Below are 16,774 nucleotides of genomic sequence, written 5' to 3'. Positions count from 1 at the left end.
GTCAACCCGTGGGCGTCGGCAGCACCGGCGGCGTGAAATGGAACGTCGGAACGGGCGGCGGTGTGAAGTGGAAGGTCGGAACGGGCGGAGGTGATTTCGGAGCGGTCGGCACCGGAGTCCGCTCATCGCTGTGGAAGGTCTGCGTCGCGGTCTGGTGCAAACCCCACCAAATCGCGAGCGCCATCAACGCGGCGACCAACAGCACGCCCCCGACGTACGCGTCGAACATCCGCCACCGGTACTCCAGTGCCTGCACCAGCAGAATCTCGAGCAGCAACGTCACAACCACAATGCCCACGATGGCGACGAACACCCCGAACGCCGCGGGCTGACGAGCCCAATGCCGCAGCGCGGCAAGCATTCCGACGAATAGCAGCCCCCCAACGATCACGACGATCACGATCAACAGCGCGAACTCCTCCCCCGCACTGCGATCCGACTCACCATCGCGCCGCACGACCCACGCCCCGAACAGCAGCAGATGCGCCAGCGCGGCGCCCACCACCCCGACCAGCACCACGATGTACCCGCCGCGCACATCCTCGGCCGACCAATCCGATCGCAATACCAGCGCACCGAGATCGGCGACGAGACTCGAGAGCAGCCCGATCACCAACGCCGACAACGCTTCCGGACGCCCTATCAGCCGCTTACGCATATATCCCGGCGGCAGCCGACTACTCAGTTTCCGGAACACGCCGAACCACGCACCGAGGACACCCACGAACAGCGCCGGTGTCAGCACCCGCATGCCACCCGTGGGAATCCACATCGATAGGGCAACCACGGCGGCCGCGAAGAACCACACCCAGGCGGCCAGCCGGATCAGCGCCCGCCACATGATTTCGGCGAGCAGCCGACGTGCGCCCGCATTGCCCGGATTCGAGCCGAGCAGTCCACGCAGCGTCGCGACCGCCTTATCCCTGGTCGCGATGTTCTCGAAGTCCAGCCGCGCGCGGGTCTGCAGCAGTTCGGCGTGCGCCGGGTCCTCGGCGAGACCGGCCTCGACGTGGCGTCGGGCCGCATCCGAATCATGTAGTCGCCGATAGGTTTCCGCCGCGTGAGCATGTGTGCCCGCATGTGCGGGGGCGAGTTGGATAGCCCGTTCGAGAGCATCGCGGGCTTCGGCTCGTGGTTTATCGGAGGTCGCCGCATCGGCGACGACTCGCGCAAGCACCAGCAGGGCGGCGACATTGTCGGGTGCCAACCGAGTCGCCATGCGGGCGTGCCGTAGCGCTTCGTCACGCATGGTGTAGGCGTCGTAGGCCAGGGCCGCGGTCAGGTACGCGTCGATGCGCGCCGGATCGGCGGCGATCGCCGCGGTCGCATAGCGCAGCGCCTCGTCGGTCCGATCGAGTCGATAGGCGATGTCGGCCATGCGTTCCAGCAACACCGGATCGTCCGGTTGCTCGACCAATGCCTCGCCGATGATCCGGCGCGCCTCGTCGAGCCGTCCGAGTTCGACCGCCACCTCGGCACGCCCCAGCGCCGATCCCGTCATATCCACCCCGATCGGATCGGTGGCCGGAGCGAATCGCACCGGCCACCTTGTTGATCTACCTCAGTCCTCGACCAATCGCCGCACCGCGGCGGGCAAGTCCCGGGTGCGCCGGTACGGTCCGGCCACCGAGGCCGCGAACGGTCGCGCCAGCAGGGTACGGGCGATCGCGGAAACCTCATCTGTGGTCACCGCATCGATGCGCGTCAACGTCTCCGAGACGCTGCGGTGGTTGCCGTAACTCAGTTCGCTGCGCCCGATCCGGTTCATCCGCGATGCCGAATCCTCCAGGCCGAGCACAAGTCCGCCACGCAACGAACCCTTGGCGCGCGCGCATTCCGCGTCGGTGATGCCATTGGCCGCGATCTCTTCCAACACCCCGCGCGCCAATGTCGCCACCTTGCCGAGGTTTTCCGGCTGACAGCCGATGTACACCGAGAACGCGCCGGTATCGGCGAAGGTGTCGACGCTGGAATACACCGAGTACGCCAGTCCGCGTTCCTCCCGAATGCGTTGGAACAGTCGCGAACTCAGGCCACCACCGACCACGGTATTGAGCACCGACAGCGGCCAGCGCCGCTCCCCCTCGTGCCGCCCGAAGGCGCGCACGCCGAAAGCCAGATGCGCCTGTTCGCTGTCGCGATGGCACCAGTGCAGCTCAGGTGCGCTGTGCGGCCGGAAGCGGCCCTCGCGACGGCGGGCCGGCTCGGCGGTCGGGTCGAGCCGGGGCGCGAATGCGCGCTGCACCAATTCCACGGTGTGGTCGTGCTCCACATTGCCCGCGACCGCGACGACCATCCGATCCGGCCGGTAGCGCCGCAGATGGAACCCGCGCAACTGCGCGGCATTCATCGCCTCGATGGTTTCGACGGAGCCGATCACCGGCCGCCCGATCGGATGATCACCGAAGAGCGCGGACAGGAAGGCGTCGCCGACCAGATCCTCCGGATCGTCGTCGCGCATGGCGATCTCCTCGAGCACCACCTGCCGCTCGACGTCCACGTCCTCGGCCCGGCACAGGCCGTTGAGCACCACATCGGAGACCATATCGACGGCCAGCGGCAGATCCTCGTCGAGGACATGGGCGTAGTAGCAGGTCTGCTCCTTCGCGGTGAACGCGTTGAGCTCGCCGCCGACCGCGTCCATCGCCTGTGCGATATCCAGCGCCGAACGCGTCGGAGTCGCCTTGAACAGCAGGTGTTCCAGGAAATGCGCGGCACCCGCGACGGTCGGTCCCTCGTCGCGCGAGCCGACCCCCACCCAAACCCCGATCGACGCCGAACGCACGCCGGGCACATGTTCGGTGACCACGCGCAGCCCGCCGGGTAGTACGGTGCGCCGTACCCCCGCATCGGTGCCCCGCATCTGGTCCATCCGCAGCTCCAGAGACGAACCCCCCTGCTCGCCGCGGAGCAGAGGGGTTGTCGTCTTCTTCTTCGTCACAGAGACAAGTACTACTCGGTCTCCGCCTGGCCCGCATCAACGGATTCGGCGGCCTCCGGCTCGTCGGCGCTCTCGTCGACCGGCACCAGCGAAATCTTGCCGCGGTTGTCGATATCGGCGATCTCCACGCGCAGCTTGTCGCCGACGTTCACCACGTCCTCGACCTTGGCCACGCGCTTGCCGTTGCCCAGCTTGGAGATGTGCACCAGGCCGTCGCGACCGGGCAGCAGCGAGACGAACGCGCCGAAGGCGGTGGTCTTGACGACCGTGCCGAGGAAGCGCTCGCCGACCTTCGGCAGCTGCGGGTTGGCGATGGCGTTGATCTGGTCGATCGCCGCCTGCGCCGCCGGGCCGTTGGTCGCACCGACGTAGACCGTGCCGTCGTCCTCGATGGAGATATTGGCGCCGGTCTCCTCGGTGATCTGGTTGATCACCTTGCCCTTCGGGCCGATGACCTCACCGATCTTGTCGACCGGGATCTTGATCGCGGTGACGCGCGGAGCGTAGGGGCTCATCTCGTCCGGGGTGGTGATGGCCTCGGCCATGACCTCCAGGATGGTGGTGCGGGCATCGTGCGCCTGGCTCAGCGCACCGGCCAGCACCTGCGAGGGGATGCCGTCCAGCTTGGTGTCCAGCTGCAGCGCGGTGACGAAGTCCGGGGTGCCCGCGACCTTGAAATCCATGTCGCCGAAGGCATCCTCGGCGCCGAGGATGTCGGTCAGCGCGACGTAGCGGACCTCGTCCTCGCCCTTGTCGTTCTTGATGGTGTCCGACACCAGGCCCATGGCGATACCGGCGACCGGCGCCTTCAGCGGCACACCAGCGTTCAGCAGCGACAGGGTCGAGGCGCAGACCGAACCCATCGAGGTGGAACCGTTGGAGCCCAACGCTTCCGAGACCTGACGGATGGCGTAGGGGAACTCCTCCTGGCTCGGGAGAACCGGGATGAGCGCCCGCTCGGCCAGCGCGCCGTGGCCGATCTCGCGACGCTTCGGCGAACCGACGCGACCGGTCTCACCGGTGGAGAACGGCGGGAAGTTGTAGTGGTGCATGTAGCGCTTGGAGGTCTCCGGGCCGAGCGAGTCGACCTGCTGGGCCATCTTCACCATGTCGAGGGTGGTGACGCCCATGATCTGGGTCTCGCCACGCTCGAACAGCGCCGAGCCGTGGGCGCGCGGGATCACGGCGACCTCGGCGGACAGGGCACGGATATCGGCCAGACCGCGACCGTCGATGCGGAAGCCGTCGGACAGGATGCGCTGGCGCACCAGCTTCTTGGTGACCGAGCGGAATGCCGCGCCCAGTTCCTTCTCGCGACCGCTGAAGTCGTCGGCCAGCCGGTCCAGCACGGCGAGCTTGATCTCGTCGATCTTCGCCTCGCGCTCCTGCTTGTCGGCGATGCTCAGCGCCTCGCCCAGCTCGCGCTTGGCGGTGCCCTCGACGGCCTCGTAGACATCGGCCTCGTACGGCGGGAAGAGCGGGAACTCCTCGGTCGGCTTGGCAGCCAGCGACGCCAGATCCTGCTGCGCCTTGCACAGGCGGGCGATGAACGGTTTGGCGGCCTCGAGACCCTGCGCCACCACGGCCTCGGTCGGCGCCTGCGCGCCGCCCTCGACCAGTGCGATGACCTTCTCGGTGGCCTCGGCCTCGACCATCATGATGGCCACGTCACCGGATTCGACAACGCGACCCGCGACGACCATGTCGAAGACCGCGCCCTCGAGCTGCTCGACCGTCGGGAACGCGACCCACTGGCCGTCGATCAGCGCGACGCGCACGCCGCCGACCGGGCCGGAGAACGGCAGGCCCGAGATCTGGGTGGACGCGGAGGCGGCGTTGATGGCCACGACGTCGTACAGGTCGTTCGGGTCCAGGCTCAGCACGGTGACCACGACCTGGATCTCGTTGCGCAGACCGTCCACGAAGGACGGACGCAGCGGACGATCGATCAGGCGGCAGGTCAGGATCGCGTCGGTGGAGGGGCGGCCCTCACGACGGAAGAACGACCCCGGGATGCGCCCTGCGGCGTACATGCGCTCTTCGACATCGACCGTCAGCGGGAAGAAGTCGAACTGATCCTTGGGGTGCTTGCCCGCGGTGGTCGCGGAAAGCAGCATGGTCTCGTCGTCCAGGTAGGCGACGACCGAACCGGCGGCCTGGCGGGCCAGACGGCCGGTCTCGAAGCGGACGGTGCGGGTTCCGTAGGTGCCGTTATCGATCAGCGCGACGGATTCGAACACACCGGGTTCGACCTCGATGGCCGAAGATGTAGTTGTTTCAGACATTTTTCTGCTCTCAACCTCTCGTCTTCGCTGGATCGAGCGCCGGGTGGGCGCGATCCAGCTCTCGTCAGCCGTACCGGATACGGACGCGCGGCAACCCTCCTGGCTGCGACGCGCACACCCGGCCGAATCCCCTTGGAAACGGCGACGCGGAGGCGGTCATCGATCGAAGCCCGCCGGCGACTGCTCGCCTGCCGGGAGGCCACTACCGAAGACCGACGCCACGCGGGCGGGTGCATACGGCTGTGCAATGTTGTCGTGCAAACGGGGAGTAAATACCCCTCATACACATATAGCCAACGGGGAGATTGTACTTCTCCCCGTTGGCCACCTGATCGACCGCCTCCGGTAGTCAGCGTGTCGAGACCGTCCGTTCCCGACCCGACCACCACAGAGCGAGTCTTACGAGCGACGTTCGCGGCCCGTCTCGCGGCCGAGTCGTCGAAGCGCATGCGCCGTAGGCGCGAGTCTCGACGGCTCGGCCGCGAGACAGAAGGGGGCCGCGAACACGCCGCGCCGCAGGCGCGGCAAAAAATTACCTCCGCAGACCCAGGCGCTCGATCAGCGAACGGTAGCGCTGGATGTCCTTGTCGGCGAGGTACTTCGACAGGCGCTTGCGACGACCGATCAGCGCCATCAGGCCGTGGCGGGTGTGGTGGTCGTGCTTGTGCTTCTTCAGGTGCTCGGTGATGTCGGCGATCCGCTTGGACAGCAGCGCGATCTGCGCCTCCGGGGAACCGGTGTCCTTCTCGTGCACGCCGTACTCGGCGAGAATGGCCGACTTCTGCTCGGTGGTCAGCGCCATGGGGCATCCACTCCTATTTCTCAGTTCCGCGCTCGAGGATTCCGGTTACCCGGCCGGGCGCCACCGCGGACCGCAGCAAACCCGAGGAGCCACCTTACCCGACACCCCCGCGCCGAACCGAATCCGGTCAGGAGTCGGCGGCGGTGAGGACCTTGCGGGAGTTCTCGACGTCGCGGGCCATGGCCTCGAGGAGTTCGTCGATGGAATCGAATTTGCGCATACCGCGCAGATGCTCGACGAAATCCACCGCGACGTGCTGGCCGTACAGGTCGGCCTCACTGTCGAGCACATAGGCCTCGACGGTGCGGGCGCGCCCGGAGAAGGTGGGGTTGGTGCCGATCGAAATCGCGGCCATCGCGCGCTGCCCCGGCGTCACGGTGCCGATGGTCGGGCCGGGACCGAGCACGGTGAACCAGCCCGCGTAGACGCCGTCGGCCGGAATCGCGGCGTACATGGGCGGTGCGATATTCGCGGTCGGGAAGCCGAGCTCACGGCCGCGGCCGTCGCCGTGCACGACCACGCCCTCGACCCGATGCGGACGGCCGAGCGCCTCGGCGGCCGCGGCCATATCTCCCGCGTCGACGCAGGCGCGGATATAGGTGGAGGAGAAGGTGACCGCGTGCTCGCCGAGCAGTTTCACGCCGTCGACCTCGAAGCCGAAGCGCTCACCCAGCTCACGCATGGTCTCGATGGTGCCCGCGGCCTTCTTGCCGAAGGTGAAGTTGTCACCGACCACGACCTCGGTCACATGTAGCCGCTCGACCAGCAGATCGTGGACGTAGCGCCCCGGCGTCAGCTTCATGAATTCTTGGGTGAAGGGCATGACGCAGAACACGTCGACGCCGAGTTCCTCGGCCAATTCCGCGCGCCGGGTCAGCGTGGTCAACTGCGCCGGATGCGAGCCGGGGCGCACCACTTCCATCGGGTGCGGGTCGAAGGTCATCAACACCGCCGGAACACCCCGCGCGGCAGCGGACTTCACGGCCCTGCTGATCAGCTGCGCGTGGCCGCGATGCACACCGTCGAATACGCCGATCGTGAGCACGCACCGCCCCCAGTCCGCGGGTACGTCATCGAGGCTCCGCCATCTCTGCACAATCCGCAGCCTACGCAAAACGAGGGGCGAACAGTATTCGGAGGTGTCGATCCGCACTCCGGCCCGAGTCCCGTGTGTACATGGGGTGAATTGCGGGTTCAGCCGGGTGAGGAGTGTTCAAGTGTCTGAATGTGTGAATCGGGAGCCCAATGCATAAGCTCGAAGATGTGCCCGGTAAACGAGACATCGCAACCCGACGCGAGCTGGCCGACACCGCAGCGCAGCCGACCGAGACCACAGGCCCCCACGGCAGCACCGCGACGATTGCGCCGGAGCTCACCTCGGTCGCCCAGGACTATTTGAAAGTGATCTGGACCGCTCAGGAGTGGTCGCAGGAAAAGGTATCGACGAAACTGCTCGCCGAACGGATCGGCGTCTCGGCCTCCACCGTCTCCGAGGCGGTACGCAAGCTCGCCGATCAAGGCCTTGTCGAACACGCCCGGTACGGATCCATCACCCTCACCGAACACGGGCGTCGCGCGGCGGTCGCCATGGTGCGCCGGCATCGGCTGATCGAGACATTCCTGGTCAACGAACTCGGCTACGGCTGGGATGAGGTGCACGACGAGGCCGAGGTGCTCGAGCACGCGGTCTCGGAGCTGCTGATGGCGCGCATCGACGCGAAACTCGGCTATCCGGACCGGGATCCGCACGGCGATCCCATTCCCTCGGTGGACGGTGCGGTGCCGACGCCGCCCGCCCGCCAGCTCAGCGACTTCCGCGCGAACGAATCCGGCCATGTCGCACGGATTTCCGATGCCGATCCGGATATGCTGCGCTACTTCGATTCGGTCGGTATCGCGCTCGATACGCCGATCGTCGTGGTGGAACGCCGCGACTTCGCGGGCACCATCGCGATTCGCATCGGGGACCGCACCATCGATCTCGGCCGCCCTGCGGCCGAAGCCATCTGGCTCAGCGACTGACGATCGCGTGCCAGTGGTGACGATTCGTTGTCACCACCGCACGCCGCCGCGGCCACCGCGTCCGCGGCAAGAACAAACTCCGATACCCACCTATCGCATCGTTGGGCCCTGGAGTTACCACAGGTCAAGCCCCGTAGAAATTTCGCCGCGTCGAATCGGTCAGCGCGACAGGAAGTTCAGCAGCGCACGGAATTCCGACGGCGACAGGTAGCCGTCCCCGTCGGTATCCGCCGCCGCAAGCAGTGATTCGGCGGGCTCGTCGATCAGCCCGGCGCCGACGTGGCGGATCAGGGATTCGAGTTCTTCGACCGAGATCTTGCCGTCGCCATTGATATCGAAGACCGTGAAGGCCGCATCGGCATCGGTGACCTCGATACGGCCGCCGATCAGTGCGGCATCGAATTCGGCTCGGGAGACCAGGAAGTCGCCATTGGTATCGGCGGCGGCGACCATCCGTTCGACGGCCTCGTCATCGACTTCCAGTCCGAGCGAACGGATTCCGGTGATTATGTCCTCGACGGACACCAGACCGTCGCCGTCCCGGTCCCAGAGCTCGAACGTGTCCACCGGTTGTCCACTCATCGCCCCAACTGCCTTCGTCGCACTGTCTACTGCGCCCACTGTACGGATCGCTGGCCCAGTTGACGCACCGGTCAGCCAGCGGCGGGCACGCGGGCGGTGGCGAGGACAGTGCGCTTTTCGTGGGTGGCGGCTAGCCGGAAGAAGATCGGGGGGAGGGCGAATTCTATTGCGGTGAGGACGATTTGGAACCAGTGCGGCCAGCCGTAGACGGCGACCGAGATCAAGCGGGCGACGCCGCTCAGTAGGAAGATTCCGGCGAGCCAGCGCACCGCGGGCACGGAGATCGGATTTTGGCGGGCTGCCCAGATCCAGGCGAGGCCGTAGCCGAGGAAGATGCCACCGAAGAAGCGAGTCTGACTGTCGGCGGTGACGCCGGAGGAGCCCATATCGGGGATGCCGTCGATTCCGGCGGCCATGTGGAATATGCCGATCCCGACGATGACAACGCCCATCGCCATCGACAGCCATTTGAGTGCCGAGGTCATGAATTCCTCCTTTCGCTAGTAGACGTATGTCTACTAAGCTCGACCCTACGACGCTTAGTAGACATACGTCAACTAAGCTTGCAGGGTGACCCGCCGCCGCCTCGCCCCCGGTGAACGCCGCCGCCTACTGCTGGACGCGGGCGCGAAACTGTTCGCCGAGCGCGCCTACGACGCGGTGCTGATGGAGGATGTCGCCGCGGCGGCCGATGTTTCGCGCGCCCTGCTCTACCGCCACTTCCCGACCAAACGCGACCTCTTCGCGGGCGTCTATCAGCTGGCCGCCGATCGCCTGCTGGTCGCCACGAAACTCGACACCGAAACCCCGCTGCCCGAACAGCTCGCGGCCGGACTCGACGAGCACTTCGACTATTTCGAGGCCAACGCCAATACGGTGGTGGCCGCCAACCGCCTGCTCTCGGGCGATCCGACCATCCAGGCGATCATCTCGGGCGAACTCGGCGAACTCCGGGTGCGTCTGCTCGACATCATGGGCGTCGAAGGCCAAATCCGCGAGCTCACCTCATCGGTGCTGATGGGCTGGCTGACCTTCGTCCGGGTGCTATCGGTCGACTGGCTGGAAAACCGCACCTGCACCCGCGGCGAACTCCGCGATATCTGCGTCGGCGCGCTGCTCGGCGCGCTGGAACCGCTCGGCGCGGTTAAAGATTCGACGGACGCACGACCATGACCGAGGCCGCGCGCTTACCGCTCTCCCGCAATAGCGCGATCGCACGGCCGAACGGGTCGACGGCTGCATAGACACCGGATATGCCGACCGGCTCGAGCCAGCGGCCGTTGCGCAGATCGTCGGCCTGCTTGTCATCGATATCGCGGTGCGGGAACGCGGTTCGGATGGCGTCGTCGATATCCAGACTCAACGGCGCGTCCTCGGATTCGGCCAATTGATCAAGGGTTCTGGCGTGTTCGAGGGTGAACGGACCGACCCTGGTGCGGCGCAAGGCGGTCAGATGGCCGCCGACCCCGAGTGCGGCGCCCAGATCGCGTGCCAAGGCGCGAATGTAGGTGCCGGACGAACATTCGACGACCACATCCAGATCGACGAAGTCCGAAATATCACGGCGAGCAAGGATATCGAAGTGCGAGACGGTGACCGTGCGAGCGGCGAGCTGCACGTCTTCACCGGCCCGGTGCCGGGCATAGGCGCGTTCGCCGTTCACCTTGATGGCGCTGACCGTGGCAGGCACCTGCTCGATATCACCGGTCAGTTTCGCAGTCTGCGTGGCGATTTCGGCATCGGTGAGATGGGTCGCAGACGCGGTCGAGAGCACTTCACCCTCGGCATCGTCGGTGGTGGTGGCCTGGCCGAGACGAATGGTCGCGGTGTAGGCCTTGGTGGTCAGTGTGAGCAGGCCGAGCAGTTTGGTGGCGCGCTCGACGCCGAGCACCAGCACGCCGGTGGCCATCGGATCGAGCGTCCCGGCATGGCCGATCTTCTTGGTGCGCAATAGTTTTCGACATTTCGCGACGACGTCGTGGCTGGTCCAGCCGCCGTCCTTGTCGACGATGAGCAGACCGCCGAGTGCGTCGATCCGGGCGTCGGCCATCAGTCGTGCACGATCGCGGTCAGGATGAGTCCGTCGCCGATCATCCAGCGGCCGTCGAAGGCAATCAACGGCGCGCCACCGTCGGTGACCTGTCCCGGCACCAGGATCTGGCTGTGGAAGGTACCCGAACCCGCGCCGTCGGAGCTCTCATCGATGGTGAAGGTGATGTGGGCGTCCTCGAAGCCGAGCCAGCGCGCGGTCAATGGCCACCACGCCTTGTAGGTGGCCTCCTTCGCACAGAAAAGCAAGCGGTCCAGGTGCAGACCGGAACCGTCGACCCGCGCCAACCAGTCCCGCTCGGGGGGCAGGCTCACCGAATCCAGCACGCCCTCGGGGAGTGTGCCGTGCGGTTCGGCGTCGATGCCGATCGAGCGGAACCGCAGTTTGTGGCCCAAGGCCGCCGCCCGGTAGCCGTCACAGTGCGTCAGGCTGCCGACGATGCCGCGCGGCCACACCGGCGCACCCCGCTCGCCCTTGCCGATCGCGACCGGAGTCTCACCCAGTTCCACCAGCGCCAGCCGGGCACAGTGCCGAGCACCGATGAAGTCCCGGCGACGCTTCTCCACCGACTTCTCGATGAGGTGCGCCTCGGCCGGATGCGGCTGCAGATCCTCGGGATAGTCCAGGAGCTCTGCCGAAGCCACGCCAGCGGGAAGAATTTTCTCGATCATCGCGGTCGAGCCTAGTCGAGGACCAGGTACCCGCCTCAAACGCCGCGGCGACGCTCGGCTTTTGCGCGCATCTCGGCTGCGGCGGCCTCCATCTCGGGGGTGACCTTGAAGTGGCCGCCCCATTTGTTCAGCGAACCCGGCGGGTAATCCGGGGTAGGGAGGATTTGGCGCAGCAACTGGTCGGGCAGTCCGCGACGCTGCCATTCGCGCGGGTAGCCGAGCGACACCTCTTCGAAGCGCACGCCGTCGTAGTAGGAGGTGCGCGGGATGTGCAGGTGGCCGTAGACCGAGCAGACCACGTTGTAGCTGGTGTGCCAGTCGGCGGTCAGATCGGTGCCGCACCAGAGCGCGAATTCCGGGTACCACAGCACCTCGGTGGGCTGGCGGACCAGCGGGAAGTGGTTGATCATCACGATCGGCGTCTCGGGTGGCAGCGCGTCCAGTTTCCGCTTGGTGACCTGTACTCGGGCGTGACACCAGGCATCACGGGTCAGGTACGGATCCGGCGACAACAGGAATTCGTCGGTGGCCACCACATTGCGTTCCCGGGCCAGGGCAAGGCCCTCGGCCTTCGTCTTCGTGCCCTTCGGCAGGAACGAGTAGTCGTACAGCACGAACATCGGAACCAGCGTCACCTGACCGCCGTACTGTTCGGACCCCGCGCCGGTCCAGACCGGGAACGGATCCTCCGGTGTGATGACATCGAGGTCCCGGCAGATCGACACCAGGTAGTCGTAGCGGGCGACACCGTGCATCTGCACCGGATCCTTCGCCGTGGTCCACAATTCGTGGTTGCCCGGCACCCAGATCACCTTGGCGAAGCGGCCGCGCAGCAGCTCCAGTGCCCAGCGAATATCGTCGGACTTCTCCCCGACGTCCCCGGCCACGATGAGCCAGTCCTCGGGCGAATCCGCCCGAATCTGCTCGACGACCGGACGATTCCCCTGGTGCCCGACGTGAATGTCGCTCACCGCCATCAACTTGGGTATCACCACACCTACATTGGCATATCCGCGGGAGTTACCGCCGTTCGGCTCGATGATCATGGGCGACACCAGTGCGTGTGCGCCCGCTAACGGCCGCGTTCGTAGGGCCGGTCCGGAGCCTCGATCCGCTGGTAGCCGGTGACGACAAGAGTGGGCGTGTGATCCGGATCCCGCTGAGCACTACCGGTTTCGACGACACCCCTGACCTCGAGCCAGGCATCGTCCTCGATCACCTCCGGCATCCCCGACAGGTGCACGAGTACATACCGGGCATCAGCGACACAGCAGGTGATGACCACTCGCGCGAGATCCGCATCGGGCGTATCCGGATGCTGCTGCTCGAGATCCTTGGGCCGAATAATGAACCCACTGATCGTGACCTCACGACCGTCCAGCGAGTGACTGGAGTCCTGAAACGCCCGATCCACCAGGTCCACAATCGGCAAACGCGGCGCCTGCTCAGCCGGCAGCGGCGGAAAGGCCCAGAGCTTCGGCTGCTCCGCGGCGATGTCGCGCGGGACGACCTGGACGGGCGAACTGGTTACCGCCGCGCCCGCGCCCAGTGCGGGAGGTGCGATGAGCAGGAGGGCAGCGACGGGGGCGAGCAACAACCATTGCGCGCGGCCAGAACCGTGCTCATGGTCACCCTGCGCAGCGCCGTGCCCGAATGCATCGTCGTGGCTCCGTGCGTTGGCGTGGCTCAGTGCGTCCTCGCCGCCGAATGCTCCCTCGAGCATGTCACCGTCGCCGTGCGAATTCGCCTGGCCGAGTATGTCGCTGCGACCGTGCACGCTGGCATGGCCCAGCACATCGTCGCCGCCGTGCTTGTCGCTGGGGCTGCTCGTGTTCATGTGGCCGTGCCGGTCACTGTGGCCGTGCACGTTGGCGTGTTCGTCGGATGCGGTGCTGCGGCGAATATCTCGGAAGATTGCTACCAGGGCGAGCAGGATGAAGCCGATGCTGCTGATCAGCAGGAAGGGGTAAAGGCTCGGTTTTACATAGCGTAGGTAGTTGCCGTCGAGAGTTGTCCAGAGCACTGCGCTGCCGATGAGGAGCAACAGGAGGTTTTGTGTTTCTCGTTTCATCGGGCACCTCCCAGGAAGATGTATCCGGCGATCGTGCCGCAGGCCACGGCGACGGCGAAGGTCATGGGGGCGAAGCGCATTGCGAAGCGGCGGCCGAAGCTGCCTGCCTGCATGGCGAAGAGCTTCACGTCGACGGCGGGGCCGACGACCAGGAATACCAGCCGCGGCAGCAGGGGCAGCGTCGACATGCTCGCCGCGACGAATGCATCGGCCTCCGAACACAGCGCGAGCACGATCGCCAGCACCGCCATGATCAGGATCGCGACCACCATTTGCCCGGCCAACCGCTCGTACCAGGTGGGCGGAACCAGTACATGCAACGCGGCGGCGGCCGCGGCGCCGAGTACCAGAAATGCGCTGGCCTGCAAGAGATCGTGGCGCGCGGCCTCGGTGAAGACCTCCCACCGGGTTCGCCCCGTCACACAGTGGTCACGTCCGGTGCCACGTGGCAGCAGCCAAGCCGGGCGTCCGATTCGCGACCAGATCAGCCCCATCACCACTGCGGTCGCCAGTGAGCCGGTGAACCGCGCCGCCACCATTCCCGGCTCGCCGGGAAACGCCACCGCCGTGGCGATCAACACCACCGGGTTGATCGCGGGGGCCGACAGCATGAAGGCCAAGGCCACCGATCCGGGCGCACCCTGATCGGTCAGTCGTCGCGCCACCGGCACGACACCGCATTCACAGCCGGGCAGCGCCATCCCGGCCAACCCGGCGACGCCGATCGCGGCAGGTTCGTTGCGCGGCAATATCTTTCGCAGCACCGCAGGCGAGACGAAGGCCGCGATACCACCGCTCACCAACACCCCGAGCGCCAGAAACGGCACCGCCTGCACGAAGACACCCACGAAGATCGTCACCGCGGTCTGCAATCGCGCGGACGCACCCACCGCACGCACCAGCGGTGCCTGCAGAACCAGGCCGAGGGCGATCAGCGCGGCGAGCGCATATGTCGAGGACACTCGCGTCCGTACCGAATTCACAGCGTTCTGTGCGAGCACGTTCCCATCCTGCCTTGTGCTGTCCCGAAATCCCGCTTGCGGGCGGATCACCCCGCATTGCGCCGCCCATTTCGCGGCGAGCCGGTTGGCGCGCAACCTGGCACGCCCGCTCACAATCTCGCGCAGGGTCCGGATGCGAATCGAGAATCCACACACCAAAGGACGGCGCGGGCGCCCGCAGCGTTATCGAGGTGCCGACGCTCCGGCCGCGGATAGTCTGTATCTCGGGATCGACGGCACGCGGACCGGTCTCGGCTATCCGAGCCAGCGGATCCGCGCCGTCGGTGCGAAACCCGCAGCGACAGTGAGCTTTCCATTCAGTTCGCGGCGGCAGGATGCGATAGCGATGTGACATGGTCGCGGGATATCAGGCGGTATCCGGACACCACCGTCGATTTCGTAGCGCATATTGGTGACCTTCCAGGAGCGGGCCTCGGGGTCGTCCGGGGTGCTCGGCGGTTGGTCGGGTCGCACAACGGCCATGACTTCGGTGACGCCGATGGGCCAGGTGAAGACCAGTAGCCCCGCCTGTTCGTCCAGTCCGGTCACGGTCGGAATACCATTCGGCGACGGATCGTCCCGCGGTTGTTCCTGTCTGTCTTGCGGTTTCGCGACCTGGCCGGTATCGGATCGGGTGATCTCGGAGTATCTGCCCGCGACAGCGGCGGCCACCGCGTACACCGGCTGGCCGACGGCGGGTGCGCCACCGTCCTCGAGTTCGGTCGCCTGTGTGCGGCCGACCACGCGCCACGATCCGTCCGGCTGCAACCTGGTCACCCGGTAGGCGACGCTATCCGTCGCGGTCGGCGACCACACCACGAGCACCGACCCATTCGCCAATCGGGTGGCCTCGACGCGCTGCGGAGCCTCGATCGGCGACTCCGCGAGCGCGGCGGCCGCACCGGCGTGATCGGCGCATACCTCGACCGCGGCGAGCAACCCGCGCATCCTGGCATCGGCCGATCCCGCTTGGGCCTCGGCGACGAGCCGGTCCGCCTCGGCAACGGCCGCTCGGGCCTCGGCGAGCAACTGGTCGATACTCGGCACCTGATTCGGCGGCAGCAGATCGGATGCGGTGCGGCGCACCTGGTCCAGATGGGGCAACGCCTCGACATACCGCTTTGCCGCACACGCGACCGTGGCATCACGCCAGTGCGCCTGTGCCTCGTTCAGCACCCGTTCGACCTCATCGGCTACCGAACGGATCGGAGTGAGCCCGTCCCCGTCGGGCCCGACCAGTCGGCGCGCCTCCTCGACATGCCGTGCGGCTTCCTGTGGGCGACCCCCGCGTAGCGCCGCCCTGGCGGCCTTGAGCGGTGCTTCCCAGAGTCTGGGCGCAGGCGGTTGCGATATGGGTCGCGGTGGCGCGGTAGGTGCCGAATTCCCTACTCGCGCACCGAGTTCCGCCGCAATATCGGTGAGCACGCGGGTTGCATCGGCCCGATCGAGACCCAACCGCATCGCCTCGTCGAGCAGATACTGGAAGTCGTCGCCGACCAGTTCGTCCTCGACCAGCACCGCCGCCCTGACCTTCGGCCGCAATTCCTTGGCGACATCCTCGGCCACCGTCCGCAGATACTCCCGCAGCGCCGCCTCACCCGATTCGAGCACATCATGGATGTGAATCAGCAACTCGTCCAACACAACTCGGATGCGACCGGGCGGCAGCTCCCGGGACCGCGCGCGCAATGCCTCGGCGCGCAGTCGAATCTCCTGGGTCTGACCGGCCTTCGCCGGATCCACCCGGAGCAGCGCGAACAACGTCGGCGTCGGTTCACCGTCGATCAGCCGTTCCCATTCGCTGAGCAACTGCCGAATCTGTTGTCTGCGTTGGTCGGTGAGCACACCGGCGGGCGCGGGAGCATCCTCCACAACGCGATGCCTGCGCAAACGAGTCGCGACCTCGGCGGAACTGAGCCCGCCCATCGCGCCGATCTCCTCCAGCCCGGGAACCTTCCCTGCCGGAACCCCGCCGTGACGCTGGACCAATCGCGAGATCGCCGCGTCGAGCATCTCGTAGCGGTCCGCATCCCGGCGCTCGCGCGTCTCCCGGATCCGCGCCGCTTCTGCCCGGCGGACCGCCGAATCCAGCAGTACGCGAGACAGCTTCGGATGCGCGTCGACCAGCAGCCCCACCAGCACCCGGTATTTCGGATGGTCGCGCTGGCGTTGCCAGAAACCCCAGACCTCCGCCACCCGGGCGGCGATCTCGGCATCGCTCAGCGACTCCGCCTCCTCCAGCGGAATGTCGTAGAGCTCGAACGGATCCGACTCCTCGAGCCCGCCGCGGCGCTCGACGTCGGCGAGCACCCGCTTGCGGTAGTCGTTCGGATCGAACGCCTGCATGGT

The 16,774-nt window shown here is 66.6% G+C and carries 15 protein-coding genes; 2 read left to right on the top strand and 13 right to left on the bottom strand.

Going from position 1 to position 16,774, the window contains the following annotated elements; genetic code table 11:
• Position 1 precedes the first annotated feature (1 nt).
• The 5 genes from ACQPZ2_RS12985 to ACQPZ2_RS12965 form a co-directional block, all read right to left on the bottom strand.
• Positions 2-1,540, bottom strand: coding sequence for a tetratricopeptide repeat protein (locus tag ACQPZ2_RS12985; RefSeq protein WP_433525754.1), 1,539 nt, complete (start codon positions 1,538-1,540; stop codon positions 2-4).
• Between the two features lie 21 nt (positions 1,541-1,561).
• Complete coding sequence (locus ACQPZ2_RS12980; protein ID WP_433525753.1) at positions 1,562-2,872, bottom strand: M16 family metallopeptidase; 1,311 nt, start codon at positions 2,870-2,872, stop codon at positions 1,562-1,564.
• Positions 2,873-2,952: 80 nt separating this feature from the next.
• Positions 2,953-5,226 (bottom strand): polyribonucleotide nucleotidyltransferase, encoded by a 2,274-nt coding sequence (locus tag ACQPZ2_RS12975; RefSeq protein ID WP_433525752.1) that lies wholly within the window; start codon positions 5,224-5,226, stop codon positions 2,953-2,955.
• Positions 5,227-5,758: 532 nt separating this feature from the next.
• Positions 5,759-6,028, bottom strand: a complete 270-nt coding sequence (gene rpsO, locus ACQPZ2_RS12970) for a 30S ribosomal protein S15 (protein WP_063044519.1) — start codon at positions 6,026-6,028, stop codon at positions 5,759-5,761.
• Between the two features lie 127 nt (positions 6,029-6,155).
• Positions 6,156-7,124, bottom strand: a complete 969-nt coding sequence (locus ACQPZ2_RS12965) for a bifunctional riboflavin kinase/FAD synthetase (RefSeq protein WP_084509053.1) — start codon at positions 7,122-7,124, stop codon at positions 6,156-6,158.
• A gap of 149 nt (positions 7,125-7,273) precedes the next feature.
• On the opposite strand from ACQPZ2_RS12965, the gene ACQPZ2_RS12960 reads away from it, so the two are divergent.
• Positions 7,274-8,050, top strand: a complete 777-nt coding sequence (locus tag ACQPZ2_RS12960) for a metal-dependent transcriptional regulator (protein WP_433525751.1) — start codon at positions 7,274-7,276, stop codon at positions 8,048-8,050.
• 159 nt (positions 8,051-8,209) lie between these two features.
• Here the strand turns inward: ACQPZ2_RS12960 and ACQPZ2_RS12955 are convergent, their stop codons facing one another.
• Both ACQPZ2_RS12955 and ACQPZ2_RS12950 read right to left on the bottom strand, forming a co-directional pair.
• Complete coding sequence (locus ACQPZ2_RS12955; RefSeq protein ID WP_433525750.1) at positions 8,210-8,617, bottom strand: EF-hand domain-containing protein; 408 nt, start codon at positions 8,615-8,617, stop codon at positions 8,210-8,212.
• Between the two features lie 86 nt (positions 8,618-8,703).
• Complete coding sequence (locus tag ACQPZ2_RS12950; RefSeq protein ID WP_433525749.1) at positions 8,704-9,117, bottom strand: DUF4345 domain-containing protein; 414 nt, start codon at positions 9,115-9,117, stop codon at positions 8,704-8,706.
• 85 nt (positions 9,118-9,202) lie between these two features.
• Here ACQPZ2_RS12950 and ACQPZ2_RS12945 point away from each other — a divergent pair, with 85 nt between their 5' ends.
• Complete coding sequence (locus ACQPZ2_RS12945) at positions 9,203-9,805, top strand: TetR/AcrR family transcriptional regulator (protein ID WP_433525748.1); 603 nt, start codon at positions 9,203-9,205, stop codon at positions 9,803-9,805.
• Here the strand turns inward: ACQPZ2_RS12945 and truB are convergent.
• The 6 genes from truB to ACQPZ2_RS12915 all read right to left on the bottom strand — a co-directional run bounded on the left by truB (position 9,777) and on the right by ACQPZ2_RS12915 (position 16,771).
• On the bottom strand, positions 9,777-10,682 hold the full coding sequence (gene truB, locus ACQPZ2_RS12940) for a tRNA pseudouridine(55) synthase TruB (protein ID WP_433525747.1): 906 nt from the start codon (positions 10,680-10,682) through the stop codon (positions 9,777-9,779). The genes ACQPZ2_RS12945 and truB overlap by 29 nt on opposite strands.
• Positions 10,682-11,353, bottom strand: a complete 672-nt coding sequence (gene npt / locus ACQPZ2_RS12935; protein WP_433525746.1) for a 4'-phosphopantetheinyl transferase Npt — start codon at positions 11,351-11,353, stop codon at positions 10,682-10,684. Before npt ends, truB begins: the two co-directional genes overlap by 1 nt.
• 35 nt (positions 11,354-11,388) lie before the next feature.
• Positions 11,389-12,345 carry a metallophosphoesterase family protein gene (locus tag ACQPZ2_RS12930; RefSeq protein ID WP_433527410.1) on the bottom strand — a complete coding sequence of 319 codons (957 nt, stop codon included), beginning with the start codon at positions 12,343-12,345 and terminating at the stop codon, positions 11,389-11,391.
• Between the two features lie 80 nt (positions 12,346-12,425).
• Positions 12,426-13,424 carry a TIGR03943 family putative permease subunit gene (locus ACQPZ2_RS12925; RefSeq protein WP_433525745.1) on the bottom strand — a complete coding sequence of 333 codons (999 nt, stop codon included), beginning with the start codon at positions 13,422-13,424 and terminating at the stop codon, positions 12,426-12,428.
• Complete coding sequence (locus ACQPZ2_RS12920) at positions 13,421-14,425, bottom strand: permease (RefSeq protein ID WP_433525744.1); 1,005 nt, start codon at positions 14,423-14,425, stop codon at positions 13,421-13,423. The genes ACQPZ2_RS12925 and ACQPZ2_RS12920 overlap by 4 nt, the downstream gene beginning before the upstream one ends.
• A 255-nt stretch (positions 14,426-14,680) precedes the next feature.
• Entirely contained in the window at positions 14,681-16,771 is a 2,091-nt protein-coding gene (locus ACQPZ2_RS12915; protein ID WP_433527409.1) for an Ig-like domain repeat protein, read from the bottom strand.
• Positions 16,772-16,774 lie beyond the last annotated feature (3 nt).

The organism is Nocardia pseudovaccinii, from assembly GCF_050942345.1.
Lineage (GTDB): Bacteria > Actinomycetota > Actinomycetes > Mycobacteriales > Mycobacteriaceae > Nocardia > Nocardia pseudovaccinii.
This window is presented reverse-complemented; position numbering and strand designations above follow the sequence as displayed.